This is a genomic window from Chitinophagaceae bacterium (assembly GCA_016699815.1).
Classification (GTDB): Bacteria; Bacteroidota; Bacteroidia; order Chitinophagales; family Chitinophagaceae; genus Ferruginibacter.
This window is the reverse complement of record CP065012.1, coordinates 606,097-621,979: the sequence shown is the minus strand read 5'-3', so window position 1 is coordinate 621,979 and position 15,883 is coordinate 606,097. Positions and strand designations below refer to the sequence as shown.

The following is a 15,883-nucleotide window of genomic DNA, read 5'->3' as shown; positions in this document are numbered from 1 at the left end:
TAAATATGTAGTGATGTGTGCATGAGTTAACTGTAATAGTCGGCATTTTCATTTTATACTGGTATTTTTTGCAAAAAAATAATTTCTTTCATGTGTTCGGGTACTCAGGCACAAGTAGCAGTACATAACTAAAAAAGAAAGAAAAAAAATTAGTTTCATTTATTTATTTATTGTTGCCGGTTTTTGTTTTTTTAAAATTAGATTCATAAATACCTATCCAGTCTTTTGCGCTCATCTTCTTCATTAATTCACCTATGAGTTTATAGGGTATATCATCCATATTTTTAAACCGTATACAACTTTTTCCCATGTCGGGATTTTTTTTGCTATGCTTCGGATATTCACTTACAAACCATTCTAGTAAGTTTGGGTTTGAATATATGCCCATGTGATAAAAATTAATACTATTTTTTTGCGAAGCAATGCCGGCAAAAGGGAGTGGCTCACTGGGTTTGCAATGGTAGCCACCGGGATAAAGCTTGTGCGGTACTACATATCCTAAGCCACCGTAGCTAATTGCTGCTTCAAAACCTTTGGGTAGATTTTTTACAATTACCAGGTGTAGCTTGTTAAATGCTTCCTTTCTTTCTGGAGGTACAGATGATAAGATTTCATTTACTGTTTTTCCGGTTGCTTTCATTTTTGAATTTTATTTATTTCAGTTTCTATTGGTATTTTGTTTTACTGATGAAGATAATAAAAATAGAATTAATTGCAGGTTTTTGGTTTTTTTGTTCTTTCGCAAATTTATTATTTCTAAGTTAACCTGTCTTTTGGACAAAATAAATTGGATACCTAAGAAAATATATTACTGTATTGCTCCTTCCCCAACCAAATGTTTTTTTAAAAACACAGCCATTGCTGCAAAGATATAATCCCGGTTTGCTTTTTTTGCTAAGCCATGTCCTTCATCTTTTGCCCGGATATAACTTACGGCAACGCCATTTTGTTTTAAGGTTGTTACCATTTGTTCCGATTCGGATAGGGGAACTCTTGGGTCGTTTTCGCCCTGGTAGATAAACATGGGCTTTGTAATATTTTTAATATTGGTTAAAGGGCTTATTTTTGTTAAAAACTCTGCCATAACAATATCCCTTTCATCACCATATTCAACTCTTCTCAGGTCGGCCCTGTAGCCTGAAGTGTTTTTAAGGAAACTTACAAAATTTGAAATCCCAAATAAATCTATACCACAGGTAAGCCGGCTGTTGTAATGCGTCATACATGCCAAACTCATATACCCACCATAGCTGCCACCATAAACCGCAACACGTGATACATCTAAATTGGGTTGAGTGGCAATCCAATCGAGTAAAGAACCAATATCATTTACTGAATTTTCACGCAATTTGCCATTATCCAATTTTAAATAAGTTTTTCCATAACCAGCCGAACCTCTAACATTTGGTAGTAAAACAGCAATACCCAATTCGTTTGCCAAATATTGATTCAATACATTAAAATTTGCCCTTGATTGACCTTCGGGGCCTCCATGAATGCTAATGAGTACAGGTAATTTGCCAGTTGTATTTTTGGGCATAACCAGAAATGAGGGAATCATCCGGTTTTTTCCCGTTTCAGTATTTTTGTCAAAAGTAGGATATTCTATGAGTGTTGTTGTACTAAATTTATCTGGATTCAAGCCGGCTGTTTCGCTAAAGGTCCAGCGTATTGTAGAGTTGGTTTTTAAATTATGTACAAATACTTCAGAAGCTTGAGTAGGAGTATTTATAGTAAACGCAACCCGGTTATTGTCTTTATTGAAGCCTATATTTGAAATAGAAATATTTGCACCTAAATTTAAAAGAGAATACTTCATTGTTTTGATGTTCAGCAGGTAAGGTTTTGAATAACCAGCATCATTAACTACAAAAACAAGTTTTGAACCATCTGCAGCAAGTTCAATCCTGTCTACATCATAATTCAGGTTGGTTATTTTCAACATTTTCTTTGATGTAAAATCAAAATACCAGAGGCTAAGAAATTCTGCATCTTCATCTGATGTGAGAAAAATGCCTTTGCCATCTTTTGAAAATTTTACATTTCTGTTTGAATAAGAAATTTGTTTGCCGGAAGGGTTAATTTCTTCCATTTTTCCTGTGGCAATATCAATCAAATAAATTTTTGACTCGTTGATGGAAGTGTAGTTTATGGCTATTAATTTATTGCCATCATTGCTCCAGTCTGCCAGCAACCATCCGCCACCTTTATTTTCCTTAACCAGTTTTGCTTCCGAAGGATTGCTAAGAGGAGCAATGTAAAAATCTAAATCTTTGCCGGTTCGTTTGGTAGTGGCAAAGGCTATTTTATCGCCCTTTTTATTCCACAAAGCATTAGTATTGCGGCTTTTTCCATCGGTGAGCATTGTATAAACGCTGCTTTGTATATCGAAATAATAAATTTGATAATTTTCGTTGCCTCCAATATCCTGGCTGAAAAGAAAACCGTTTTTACCAGGATTGGGACATTTAGAAACAGCGGTTACAGGTTCTTTGAAAAAAGTAATTTGCTCACGGTAAGCTCCAGGCTTACTTACATGATGTATTTGAGCTACATCGGCAAAGCGGGTAACTATATACAGTCCATTACCCGTGGCATCCCAGTCTGCAAAACCTGCAGTGCGGATATTATTATACTGATCGAGCTTTTCCGAAACAGCTGAAGGTATTTCGCCTGCTGCTTCAACTAAAAGATTGCCCACTGTAGTGCGTTGTGCCAATACCGAAAACCCTATAATTAGCAGCAGGGAAATTAAAATTGATTTATTAAGGATGTTATGTTTCTTTATCATTTTAAAATGTGTTTATGCAACATTTATTTATATTTAATTAAAGGATATTTTATAAACTACTGTACAGTATTTCTATTTTTTTTTCCTTGTTTAGCAATAATTATAATTTGGCCTAAATGGTAAGCATCGTGTTGTATAATTCCCTGGATAAGTTCATAATTTGTCATTTGCCCCGGCTCATAACTTTTTTGCAAATCAGTTTCATTGATGTTGCCCAAAAATTGCACCCAATCTCTTTGTGAATTATCAAGTTTTTTCAAAGTTTCGGCCCAGGCTGTTTTTGAAGTATCCACTACTTTTTGAATGTAATTATTGCCCGGTGTTTTAATGTTGTTACCCCTGATGCGTTCCTTTACTGCAATTCTCCATGCTATGAGATGATTTACAATTTCCCAAATTGTGTTGCAATTATCTAAAACCCTTGCTGCGGCTTGTTCTGCAGTAAGTTTGGCCAGGGTAGATTTAATTGTTACATCTATCCATGGTTCACCGTCATATAAATTTTGAAACAGGCTGATTATTCTTTCATTTTCCATCATTGTAATGTATTTCTTAGGTGCTTATTGAAATTGTATTGCCTAATGTAGCTTTTGATGTGTTGAAAAAATTTTCGGATGAAAAGCGAAACCGTAATAGTAAAGTTTCATATTGAATAGTTTAAAGTTGTATTGATGCCCTTATGTACAGAGTATTTAAATTAGGGTCGAAATATCTGTAAAAACCTTTTTGCCTGTATATTTACTAAAGATAAATAATAAAATTTCGAAGCAATGGAGTGAGTTCGATTTCATTTGCTGCCCTTAATTCAAAATAATTTTATTTTACTAAAAAGCAGCTCTAAATATTGTAATTATTATTAAACATCTATTAGTCTTTATCCTGAAATTTTGGGGCTATAAATTCCCATTCTTTTATATGAGCCTGCTGGTGTTCTTTCTTTAAAATTTCTTCAAATTTCTTTATCAGATCCGGATGCTTGTATGCTACATTTACGGCTTCATACTTGTCCGTAGCAAGGTTATATATTTCCCAGGTAGCTTCTAAATTACTTTTCATATTGCTTTTTACTCCTTTCCAATTACCCATACGTATCGCTACCTGCCCGCCTTTTTCCGGAAATTCAAAATACAAAAATTCATGTTTCTTTTGCTGTTTGTTGTTGCCTATTAGTGCAGGCAAAAAAGAAATACCATCATTTGGCCATGCTTTTGCATAGGTTAATTCTGCAAGGGTAGGCAGTAAATCATATTGTGCAAAAACAAGATCAGAAGTTTTTCCCCCGGGTATTTTCCCCGGCCATCTTGCAATAAAAGGAACTCTGATGCCTCCTTCATATAAGTCCTGTTTTCTGCCTCGCAATCCCCCGGTTAACTTAAAATATTCTGCTTTTATACCGCCTGCATCAAATGTGGTTCCATTATCACTGCTAAACATAACTAAAGTATTTCTATCTAAATTTAATTCTTTTAATAGAGCCATTATTCTCCCAATTTGCTTGTCCATATAGGTTATCATAGCTGCGTAAGTAGATAAAGGATATTTGCAGGGTGCATAGCCTTTATCGCCATAATAAGGTAGCTCATCAAACTGGCCAATGTATTCCTGTACTGCTTCATCAGGTGCCTGTAAAGAGATATGCGGTACCGTATAAGGCAGATATAAAAAGAAAGGTTTGTTTTTATTGGCTTTAATAAAACTCAGTGTTTTCTCTGCCATCTTTGTAATGGAATAATCTTTTCCTTTGAAATGATCAAATGCTGAATCAGGCGAGTTGGCTGGAATTGTACGGTGTACAAAAAAATAAGGATTATTCAAGGTATCCCATTTTCCATTTTCCCAAAGGTGGGTAGGATAAAAATTATGGGATTGTTTTTGGTCAAGATAGCCGTAATAATAATCAAAACCCTGCTTATTGGGGTTGCCCGTTGTATTATTCATGCCCAGGCCCCATTTGCCAATCATGCCCGTTGAATAACCTGCATTTTTCAGCATTTTTGCTATGGTAAAAGTGCCTTCTGGTAAGGGCATTTGCCCACCTTCCTTATCATCCTCAAATCCTCCTAATTCGTAATTGCCACGTATGTAGGCATGGCCACTGTGTTTTCCTGTCATCAACATTGTTCTTGCCGGGGCACATACAGGAGCTGATGTATAGTGCTGTGTAAACAAAATGCCTTCCCTTGCTAATTGATCAAGGTTGGGTGTTTTAATTTTTTGCTGACCATAAGATCCTAATTCACCATAGCCCATATCATCTGCATAGATATAAATAATATTGGGAAGTTTTTTGGGAGTTTGTGCAACAATTGTTGTTATAAAAAGTATGGTAAGGAAGGTTAAAAATAGTTTGTGCATGATTATTTTACACGTTGAATTTAATTGAAGTTTTTATTTGCCGATTCAGCTCATATATTCAATAAGATTGCCTACGATAATAAACAAACCAATGTACTTTGTTTAGAGCTTGCTCTAAAGTAATACAGCAAAACGAGTTTGAGAAAAAATACTTATCCCTCAAATATACACAATCTGTAAAAAAAATTAAACATCTAAAGTATTTGCGTAAAATCCATTTGCTTTTCAAGCCCGAGCCGCAGTACAATAGAATTATCCCGATAAATTATCGGGACTGATTGCTCTTCTGTCCTCACTATTGGCAATACTAATGTTAGTGGCTGGCAAGTTTATCGGAAAGTCGTTCTGCCAAGTTTTCAATGTCTTCATGTCTCGCTATTCGTTGTAACCAATTTTTAGGAATTTTGTCAAGTCCGTAAAGAAGCCCTGCAAGTCCGCCTGTAACCGCCCCTGTGGTGTCGGTGTCGCTACCCAAATTAACGGCTTTCAAAACTGCTTCTTTATAGTTTTTTGTTGTAAGTAAACACCAAATACTTGCTTCAAGTGTATGTAAAACATAACCACTACTTTGAATTTCTTCTTCTGCCAATTTGTAAATATCGTCTTTTAAAAGTCTGTCAAACAATGCAATTTCTGTCGAATTGATAGAATGACTTGTCAAGTAGTTTGTGATTTCGGTTTGTAAATCTTTGTAAGTTTCAAATTTGTCTTTGCCCGAAAAAAGTTGTAAAGCAAATTCAAGGTAGTAGAAGCAAGCAATTACTGAACGAATATGCCCGTGTGTGATTGACGAAACTTTTTTTGTAATGTCGTAACGCTCGTTAATTGGTTTGTCAAGCAAATAAAAAAGTAATGGTAAAATTCGCATAAGCGAACCATTACCATTATCGGTTTCGTCAAAACCGCCTGCTAACTCTGGCTTTGCGCCTTTTGCTAGTCGTGAGATTGCTTGACTTGTTGCAATGCCAATATCAAAAACGTGTCCGTGTGGTGTCCAATAATTTTCGTGTTTCCATTTCACAAAGTTTTGCCCGATTACATTAAGGTCAAAATCTTGTGTCAATGCTTCGGTAAGACAAAATGTTAGGGAACTGTCGTCTGACCAAGTTCCTGCTGGCAAATCGTATGTTCCGTAACCAATCATATCAGTTACTGGATTTTTACTAATCGTTTGTCTGCTGTTGAATTCAACTGGAACACCCAAAGCGTCGCCAACGGCAACACCAAAAAGCGCAGATTTTATTTCTATTGAATAATCAACTCCTTGGTTACTAAAAAGCATATTCCCAAAATTACTCCAACCTTTTACCATATCTGTTTCTGATTTTATGTAGTGTTTAGAGTAAATGTTCCGAACGTCAATTCCTAAAAGACCTCTTGCAATAAGAAATGAAAAAATTTCAATATCAGAATTGTCCTCAGTGTTATTATATTTTTCTTGATTTCTTTCTACCCAAAATTCTTTTATTGAATAGCCTTCAGTTCCTTTGCTGAGTTTTGCTTTGTAAATTCCATAACCTGTCCAGGAACGATGAAAATAAAGCCATTCATATTCATAAAAGATGAACCATTTGTCCTCCATTTGTTGAGGGATAAGCCCTTTGGTTAGTTTTGAAAAGTGTTTGTCAGAAAATTGCAAATCAATATCAATCCGTTTTGGATTGTCAATAGGGTGATTTTCCCAAGTTGATTTTGTCGCTGTTTCGTTCATTTGCACAGGGTCAGTTTTGCTTACGGTTTGCGGCTTGGCGTAGTGGCGGATTTTTAGCACAAAAGTTCAATCGAAGAACTGCACTTGAACCTACCACAAAACTGTCATACGAAGCACTGAACCCGCCATTACGCCAAACCGCTGTTAGCAGTAGGCCTTCTGTCCACCGTCTTTGCAAACCATTGTCAATATTGAGTTTATGTGTCATTGAGTGTCGGCTGTGCGTTGCGTTTTTTATTTTTTTTGAAGGGTCAGGAAATTTTTTAAAAACAATTTTGTCCTGCGTTGGCTTTGCAAGCTCTTTGTCAAAGCTTTGGTCTGTGCTTTGGCTTGTGCGGCTTTGGCAATGTGCTTGCAAATGCGTGGGCAATATATTATTCAATATCAAAACCATCTTCAATTATAAACTTCTGTAACAAATTGTGAACTCTGATATTTACTTTGAAAGCAGGAATAGTTGTCCCCTCCAGTTTTTCAAAATATGCTTTTGCTTTGTCCTTGTCAACCGTGTTTTTTAATTCGTCAAAACGTCCGTATTCGTTAATATTTGCCTCTGTCAATCCTGATGACATGTGAGAACGCAGTTTTGATTCATCAAGGCCGAGTAAAGTTGCGATTTTCTTTATCTGGTCATTCTTTGCGTTGAACTCGTATTCTGTGATATATTCTCTAAACGTTTTTCCGCTCTCAAGTTTTGCAACACCACTTTGAACGTCACGAATAAAAAGGTTGGCGTATTTCTGTTCTTCTTGTGTCAAGGTTGCAAATGATTTATACAACTCATCTAAAGTGTTTTGTAATTCAGTTGGGTCAACATCTCCTTTTTTTAGCTCCTTAATGAACTTGTCAAATCGAGAGTTCATATAGTCTGAATCTATTTTGTCGGTGTCTATCTCTGTCAAATAACCTTCAATCTCATAAGGTACATCACCGCCACCACCGCCACCACCAGTGTTAAATAGTTCTTTGTAACGAAGAGCCAATATCAAGTAGGTGTTTTCGTCCAACGCCATTTCAATTGTTACCTTGTCTTTTCCTTTTCCAAAGTTGTATGACAATTTGCTCCAATTGAAACCTTGAATTTTAGCGGCTTCTAAGTAATTATTAAAATCTTTGAACAGTATGGCAAATCTTCCTCTTTCTGATAAATCATCAGGAAGTCTCTCGAAATTTTCAATTCCAGCGGTTCTGAATAAGTTTTCAATTTCACCGTAAACGTGATTCATTGAATTGAGATTTGAATCTAAATGCTCAACGAAAAGTGCAATTGGTTTGTCGCCTGAATAAAGTTTTATAGCATCATTGATGTTTCGCTCCATTGAATGGGGCATACGGTAATAGCGAATAGTTCCGAATGGTTTATCAGGACCAAATAAGCGATTGGTTCTTGAAAATGCTTGAATGATATTTTCATATTCAAGCACCTTATCCATATACAACGTATTTATCCATTTGGAATCAAAACCTGTCAGCATTTGGTCAACCACAATCAATAAATCAATTTGCTTATGCGGTGTGGATTCTATTCTTAAATAAGGCTCTTTGTGTGCAAGTCTTGCGGCAATGTCTTTTTTGAATTTTGCATGATTGGCAAGCCTGAAATCTTGCTCATAGCGTTCGTTGTAGTCGGTCAATATTTCAACAAGTCCATCCTCTTTGTATTCAGTGTTTCCGTTGTTGTCAATGTGTGGGTCAAATAGTGCAGTAATTTTTAAGTTCGGATTTTCTGCTTTAAACAAACGGTAATACAATATTGCGTCAGCAATACTACTTGTGGCAAATATGGCGTGGAATTTTCCGTATTGACTTAGAACTATCCAATTCCTTAGAATGTCCTCAACAACTGCATGATGGTGTTCGTCACGGTCATATTGGGAAGTGGGCAAATAATCTTCAATACCCCGAACATAACGACCTGAAGTTTCAAAATGACCAGCCATTCTAACTCTGGTCATGTATTTATTAAATACTCTTGCTTTTCTTGGGTCTGCCAATGCTTCTGCTTCATTGTTGGCTCTTGCTTTTTCCAAGGCAACAGCTAATCGTAAATCTCGGTCTCTGTAAGTAAGAATTTTATATGGGTCAAAACCGAGAACGTTTTTATCACGAATACCATCTGCAATACTGTATCTATGCAATTCATCACCAAATACAGTTGATGTGGTATTCATTTTCTTTTGGTTTTCATCTTGAATGGGAGTTCCTGTGAATCCAAAGAAAATAGCAGATGTAAATGTGTTTTTAATTGCCCTAAGCATATCACCGAAAGTGGAACGGTGTGCTTCATCAACAATAAAAACAATTCGCTTTTTATTCATGAGCAAAATGTCGTGGGCATTTAGCCCACCATCTTCATCTTTGATGTTGCTCATTTTTTGAATGGAAGTTACAATCAGCGTATTTGCAGGGTCTGAACTTTTAAGTTTAGTAACCAAAACGCCTGTGTTTTCCGTTGCTTGCACGTCTTCATTATCGTCAGCAAAACCTCGATATTCTTTTAAGGATTGTGTTCCAAGTTCAATCCTGTCCATCAAGAAAATTACCTTATCTGCGTCTTGTGAATTGGCAATTAGTTGGGCAGATTTAAAACTGGTCATGGTTTTGCCCGAACCTGTGGTGTGCCAAATGTAACCGCCTAAAGCATGTTTGCTTTTCCAATCGGTTTTGGCAACTTTATCTGAAATGGCATTTGCAGCAAAGTATTGGTAACTCCGCATGACTTTTAAAACACCATCATTGCTATCTGCTACGGTGTAGAAACCAATTAACTGGTGAGCCATTGGAATAAACAATAACGAAGAAGCAATATCACTCCAATCGTTTATTGGCTCATTATTGAAGTCTGCCCAATGGAAATAAAAGTCTTTATTGAATTTACCATCGGGACCAGGGTTGGCGAAATACACCGTTTCTTTTGGCTCCATTGCCACAAAAATCTGAACCAGTGAAAACAAGCCTGAAAAAACGCCTTCTCTGGAATATTTTTCTATTTGATGACAAGCCTGACTTACCGAAACTCCGTTCTTTTTTAATTCAATATGAATCAATGGCATTCCATTTATTAAAAGCATGATGTCGCCACGTCTGTCATTTAGTATTTTAGACTTGGTAGGGAAAACGGGTTGTTGTGCAATTTGGTAACGGCTTTGCCCTGCTGCAATTTCCAATCTGTCATAAATTTTTAGACTTACTTCTTTGCCAAAGTGCAACACATCAGCAGGGTTATCTCTTTTTATGGAAACTGTTTTGCCATTGATAAAGCCATTTAGTTTTAAAGGAGTTCGCAAAGCATTTATCTGCTCCAAAATCTGTTGCATTTCACCTTCGGTAAGTGGGTAATCATTTAAGCGGTCTTTGCCTCGGTTGTTTTCAAACAAGATGTTTGCCCAGTTTTGGAGCAAGTCTTTTTCGGTAGGACGTTTTAATACTTCCTTTTCCCAACCTTTTTTAGAAAGGGTTTGGATTAGTGCTTCTTCAAATTCTGCTTCTGATGTAAATGTCATTCTATCCTAATTATTAAATAAACATTTTAGTTAAAAATGCTTTTTTGATGTTTGATAACTTGACTAATTGGATATTATGATTCCTAATTAGCTCATCAAGATTATTAAAGTAAGTTCCGATTTTCTTTTGTTCATCACTATTATTTGGAATATAAAAATCAAATGCGTTGATTTCTTTTGGTGATACATTTGGTTGTGCTCCTGCAACTAAAACAGATTTCATTTTATCACTGAATAATGCTGACCTTAATAGGATGGAAATAAAACTATAATCAACAACGCCTTTATCTTGAAAGTAACCAACTCGTTGATTTTGATATACTTTCTTATCTTCTTTAAATTTTAGGATTGATACTTTTCCAGTTGTTGCCCCAGACATTGCTAAAACAGCAGAATTGTTTGGCAAAAGGAAATTTTCGTCTTGTAGTTGTTCGTCATAAAAATCAAAACGACCACCAACTTCACCTGTTGGAAGAATATTCGAAATCTTTAATATTGGAACACCTTCTTTTTTGAATTCATTACTCTTAAATGCAAAACCTCCTCTTATTGGTGAAACATCTCCCAGATTATATTTAATCCATTTCTCCTTAAAACCATCAAATCGAATTTCAGGCAACTCGTTTCCATTTTTAGGAAACACCTTCTCCAACATTGCCTTTCTTAGAATTATAAACTTTTCAAGCTTTTGTTGATGCTCAGCAATTAGTTTGTCTATGTTTTTAAAAAAGTTACCGATTAGTTTTTGTTCATCTTTACTTTTTGGAAAAGTGAATAACATTTTTTTGATTGCAGTTCCAGATGTTAAAGCTCTTGTTGTCATAGAGCTTTTTTTTACCATTTCAGAACGAAATGAGTTTGTAAAAAATGCATATTGTTTGAAACCAATTTCTAATGGGTCTTCATTTATTGCTCTTGCACGTAAAACAAAACCACTAAAAACAGCTTGTGTCGGTTCATCAAGCATAACGGAAGGTTGCCCAATTTCTTCAATAGTTTCTGATGTTCGAGTAAAAAACAAGTCGCCTTTTTTTACGCTGTAATTGTTTATTTCATCTGATGTTACATCTACCTTACCATTTAGTTGGTTTGATAAAAGCCCCCTATTATGGAAGACATCCGTAAAATTTACAATCGGTTTCCCATATCCAAAATACTCTTTGCTTTTATTTAAACCATTTTTAAAATCATAGTATTTGCCTACAAACTCTTTTTGCCAGTCATCAAGAAAACCAGCAAAACGCACTTCGGGGTTTGTATTTTTCTTAGCCATTTTGCTCCTCTGTTTTTAGAAGTGATTTCAATTCGTTCAATCCTTTCATGTCAAACTCGTTGCCTTCCAAGTCTCCAATCAAAGATGATAAAGTGCTTTCGGCTGCTTTAATTTCTTTTGCTACATCTGAATAGGTGATAGCGTATTTATCTGCCGATGCCTGCACTTTGTTGGTAAGGGTGGTGATAATGGTTTCGGGCAAATTGTTTAAGGATGAAACCACAGGAACAATCCATTTTAATTCAAGCAATTCAAAAACTTGTTCGTCTGTCAGGTTTTCAATGGTTTCTTTGGTCTTTAAATGAAGTGCTGCGGCTTCTACTTTTATTTGAGCTTTTAAATCTTTCTCGTCTGTCAATAAGGTTGATGCTTTCACCATCTTGTTTTCAAAAGATTCATCAGGGAAAGTAAAAGTTGATTGCAATTCAAACAGGTATTTGTTGATGTTTGCCTTGCCAAAAGTGCCATCATTATTGGCTTCCATTTTTGACCAATTCACCTCTTTGTGCGATTTGATGAAGTTTTCTTTTTCGGGCTTTTTGGCTTTGTCTTCCAATAGGTTCAGATACTCCTTCAATGCGTTGATTTCTTCGGTTTTTACATCCGCAAAAATCTCTTTCAGATATTCGTTGAGTTCTTTTACTACAAAAGCATCATTGTTGTCATTTAAAATGCTCGTTTCCCTTTCTTCTTCGGTAAGTGAATCAATAATTTCCTCTAACTCTGTGGCAATTTCAGCAACTCTGTTTTCTTTGGCTCTCAAGCTATTTAGCTCGTCTTTTAAATACGTTTCCTGCACCAATAAAAACGGCATAATTCTACCAATCCAACCGTCTTGCACTTCTTGTTCAACTCCGTCTTTCTTACGAGTTACCATGTTTGGGTCAACTTTTTTTGTTGCGTCAAATCCTTCTGTTTGTATAATCTCTAAATCAACATTGATTACACCCCATTCATTGTCTAAAAGTTGGTAGGCCTCATATTTATCAATCAGTTTGATGTTTTCCAGTCGCTTAAAAATGTCGTCACTTAAAACCGTTTTCTCCCTGTTGATTTTTACGGTTAGAATGTTGGTCAACAATTCGGTTTTCAAAAAAGTGCCAAAGTCACCAAATGCTGTATTGAAACCATTTACAAAAGCCTGAACACTTTGATGTTCCTTTATTGCAGCGTTGATGTCATCTACAATTAGGTTTGAGTTAATAGGAGAGTTTTTTTCAAATAGTGTTTCTCGGAGTTCAGGAAATGCCTCCCAAAATACTTGCAAGTCGTCAATTTCATTTTCAGGAATACCACCAAACATAGAAGCGTAGATGTCCCAACTTTCAGGATTTTCAGAAGAGTCAACATAGCGTGGAATGTTCAGGTTATATTCATTCTCTCTGATTTCTTCTCGTGTTACCACTTTTGAAAATTTAGGTAATGTTTCACGGTCACGAACGGTGTCTGAAATTCGCTTAATGTCTGATGCTCTCAGCTTGTTGTTTTTTCCTTCTTTGACAAATCCTTTGGATGCGTCAATTATCAAAACATCTGTATTGGCACGTTTCTGTTTTAATATCATTACAATTGTAGGAATGCCAGTGCCAAAAAAGATTGCTGGCGGTAAACCAATTATGGTATCAATATGATTGGCTTCAATTAGTTTTTCACGAATAACGCTTTCCTCACCGCCACGGAATAAAACACCATGTGGCAAAACGATTGCCATAATGCCATCAGGCTTGATGTGAAATAGGTCGTGAAGTAAGAAAGCGTAATCTGCTTTTGCTTTCGGTGCAAGTCCAAATCGTGAATAACGTGGGTCAGCTTCTTTGTGAGAAGGGTCCCACTTTTGCGAATAAGGTGGATTTGAAACTACTGCATCTACATAAAGCGGATTGTAAGTGTGTATTGGGTCGTTTTCATCAAAATATGGCCAATCATCTTCTAAAGTGTCTCCGTTTCGTGTGATAATATTGTTCGGCAAAAGTCCTCTCATTACTAGGTTCATCCTAGTTAAGTTGTAAGTATTTTCTTTGAGTTCTTGTGCGTAGAATTTTATGTTGTTTTCATCATCAATGTGTTTCGCAACACTGCTGCCAATATTGATGAGCAAAGAACCTGAACCGCTTGTCGGGTCGTAGATTTGAATTTCTTTTTTGTCTCTTAAATGATGTGCAATTATTTCTGACATTAAAACTGAAACTTCGTGCGGAGTATAAAATTCACCTGCTTTTTTTCCTGCATTTGCAGCAAACATTCCAATCAGGTATTCATAAATAAAGCCAAGCACGTCATAGTCTTGCCTGCCGTCCATTGGAATATCTTTGATTAAATGCAGCAAGTCACGAATAGCTTTTGTTTGAGAAGCTGCACTGTCGCCCAATTTGCTTAGTCCAGTTTGTAAGGTGTCGAAAATATTGTCAAACAATTTCTTGTGAGCAGGACTAATCAAACGACTAAAAGCAGAAAGAGCATCACGAACATTGGCAACATCAAAGTCTTTGCCCATGCTTATCCATGTCGAGAATAGATTGTCATAAGCTATGAAGTAGCCGATGTTGCTTTTGATGTGTTCAACAGTTTCGGTGTCTTCTTCGCTTAGTGCTTTTATGTCCGCCTCAGTGAAGTCTTCTTTCTTTGCAAATTGAAGTTCCTTTTCTGATAGGTATTTGTAAAAGATGAAACCTAAAATGTAGTCTTTGTATTCGTTAGCTTCAATTTTTGAACGCATCTGATTTGCAGAAGCCCAAATTTTGGCAGCGAGTTTTTGTTTGTTCATATTTTCTTCCGGTTTGAAACAATTAATACTTTGATGTCAACGTCAAGGATTTCTGCAATACGGTATAAGTCCTCCAAACTTGGTTGTCTTACGTTACGAGCATACTCATTGATGGTGTTGTAGCTCTTTTCCATTTTATCGGCAAGCCACGTTTGTGATATTCCTTTGTCCTTGAGCACTTCTTTAATTCGGTTCATAGAATCCTAATTAATTTTTAACAGGTCAAATGTAGTAAAATTACCCTGACAAATAGTGTAAATGTTCACTGTATTGTTGTGGGTGGGTAGGGGCAAGCTCTTTTGGTTTTTTTGCGTTGGCTTGTGCGTTGGAAAAAACCAAATGTGCTTGACCGTGCGGTGGGCTAAAATTGTTTTTAAAAAATGTGCGGTGGAAAAAAAATAAAAAACATCGGGTCGACTTGAGTGTAGGCTTACTCGTTGTCCTTTTGTAAAATGTTCAGTATTTTGGTCACCTGACTAAATGGTTTGTCCTTGTAATAATGTTCAGTTTTTAGTCTTCTGTTTATGGTTGCACTGTCGTCATACACTTGCCGGTAACGGTTTACGTATTGGCGATGGTGGGGCATTTGAAAAACGTCAGCCCAGCATTTGCACCTATGCCTAATAGAATTACAAATGTTGAGTTTACAACTGTCAGCCCCACTATTGCCAATACGATGTTATAGCCAGTGGTTCTTTCCGTCATTAAAGTTGAAGGGTCAATTTTAAGTGTCCGCCAAGTCCTTGTTGAATTATTTTCATAAGTGTCGAAAGGCGAATGTCGGAAGAGTTGTTTTCAATGCGTGAAATGTATGATTTATTTGTCCCGCACTTGTCTGCAAGTTCCTCTTGTGTCATACCAAGTTTGGTTCGTGCTTCTTCAAGCAAAACCCCAAGTCTAAACGCTTCAAATTGTTGCTCCCATTCTTCACGTTTGGGTTGTCCTTTTTTACCATACTTTTTGTCAAGTATTTGGTCTAATGTCGTGATATTACTTTTTGTTTTCATTTTGATATTCCTCCATTATTTTAAGTGCTTTTTCTAATTCTTGTTTTGGTGTCTTTTGAGTTTTCTTTTGAAAAGCGTTTCCAAGAACTACTAAATTACCCTTGTCGAAGAACGAGAAAATGCGGTAAATATTACCAGCAACTTCAACTCGAATTTCATATAGTCCTTTCGTGCCTTCTAAGTGCTTAAAATACTTTTCTGGAACTTGTCGAGTTACCCGAATTAAGTTTAACGTCCACTCAATTTTAGCTTGAACATTGTCAGGTAGCTCCTCGTAAAAGTCGAGAAAATAGTTTTTATAAGCAATTACTTGTCTGTCGTAAGTCACGATGCAAAGTTAACTATTCAGACAACTATTTCCAAATTTATTTTCGGTCCGTTTGTCGTTACACGGTCGTCTGTTAGCATTGCCTATAACGGCTACGGCTTGGCGATGTGGCGGTATTTGAAAATCGTCAGCCCATAACCGAAGCTAAATT

The 15,883-nt window shown here is 36.2% G+C and carries 12 protein-coding genes; all 12 read right to left on the bottom strand.

Annotation, left to right across the window (positions count from 1 at the left end; all coding sequences use genetic code 11):
* Window positions 1–163 precede the first annotated feature (163 nt).
* The 12 genes from IPO46_02755 to IPO46_02700 all read right to left on the bottom strand — a co-directional run bounded on the left by IPO46_02755 (window position 164) and on the right by IPO46_02700 (window position 15,732).
* Window positions 164–640: a DUF1801 domain-containing protein gene (locus IPO46_02755; protein ID QQS63537.1), complete on the bottom strand. Its 477-nt coding sequence runs from the start codon at window positions 638–640 to the stop codon at window positions 164–166.
* Window positions 641–808: 168 nt separating this feature from the next.
* Window positions 809–2,791, bottom strand: coding sequence for a S9 family peptidase (locus IPO46_02750; GenBank protein ID QQS63536.1), 1,983 nt, complete (start codon window positions 2,789–2,791; stop codon window positions 809–811).
* A gap of 56 nt (window positions 2,792–2,847) precedes the next feature.
* Window positions 2,848–3,330, bottom strand: a complete 483-nt coding sequence (locus tag IPO46_02745; GenBank protein QQS63535.1) for a DinB family protein — start codon at window positions 3,328–3,330, stop codon at window positions 2,848–2,850.
* Window positions 3,331–3,658: 328 nt separating this feature from the next.
* Window positions 3,659–5,146, bottom strand: coding sequence for an arylsulfatase (locus tag IPO46_02740; GenBank protein QQS63534.1), 1,488 nt, complete (start codon window positions 5,144–5,146; stop codon window positions 3,659–3,661).
* A 313-nt stretch (window positions 5,147–5,459) separates the two neighbouring features.
* Entirely contained in the window at window positions 5,460–6,428 is a 969-nt protein-coding gene (locus IPO46_02735; GenBank protein ID QQS64301.1) for an ADP-ribosylglycohydrolase family protein, read from the bottom strand.
* Window positions 6,429–6,867: 439 nt separating this feature from the next.
* Window positions 6,868–7,251, bottom strand: coding sequence for a hypothetical protein (locus tag IPO46_02730; GenBank protein QQS64431.1), 384 nt, complete (start codon window positions 7,249–7,251; stop codon window positions 6,868–6,870).
* Window positions 7,232–10,360 carry a type I restriction endonuclease subunit R gene (locus tag IPO46_02725; protein QQS63533.1) on the bottom strand — a complete coding sequence of 1,043 codons (3,129 nt, stop codon included), beginning with the start codon at window positions 10,358–10,360 and terminating at the stop codon, window positions 7,232–7,234. The genes IPO46_02730 and IPO46_02725 overlap by 20 nt, the downstream gene beginning before the upstream one ends.
* A 13-nt stretch (window positions 10,361–10,373) precedes the next feature.
* On the bottom strand, window positions 10,374–11,633 hold the full coding sequence (locus IPO46_02720) for a restriction endonuclease subunit S (protein ID QQS63532.1): 1,260 nt from the start codon (window positions 11,631–11,633) through the stop codon (window positions 10,374–10,376).
* On the bottom strand, window positions 11,626–14,397 hold the full coding sequence (locus tag IPO46_02715) for a type I restriction-modification system subunit M (GenBank protein QQS63531.1): 2,772 nt from the start codon (window positions 14,395–14,397) through the stop codon (window positions 11,626–11,628). Before IPO46_02715 ends, IPO46_02720 begins: the two co-directional genes overlap by 8 nt.
* Entirely contained in the window at window positions 14,394–14,594 is a 201-nt protein-coding gene (locus IPO46_02710) for a helix-turn-helix transcriptional regulator (GenBank protein QQS63530.1), read from the bottom strand. Before IPO46_02710 ends, IPO46_02715 begins: the two co-directional genes overlap by 4 nt.
* Window positions 14,595–15,101: 507 nt before the next feature.
* Complete coding sequence (locus IPO46_02705) at window positions 15,102–15,404, bottom strand: helix-turn-helix domain-containing protein (protein QQS63529.1); 303 nt, start codon at window positions 15,402–15,404, stop codon at window positions 15,102–15,104.
* Window positions 15,388–15,732, bottom strand: coding sequence for a type II toxin-antitoxin system RelE/ParE family toxin (locus IPO46_02700; protein QQS63528.1), 345 nt, complete (start codon window positions 15,730–15,732; stop codon window positions 15,388–15,390). The genes IPO46_02705 and IPO46_02700 overlap by 17 nt, the downstream gene beginning before the upstream one ends.
* Window positions 15,733–15,883 lie beyond the last annotated feature (151 nt).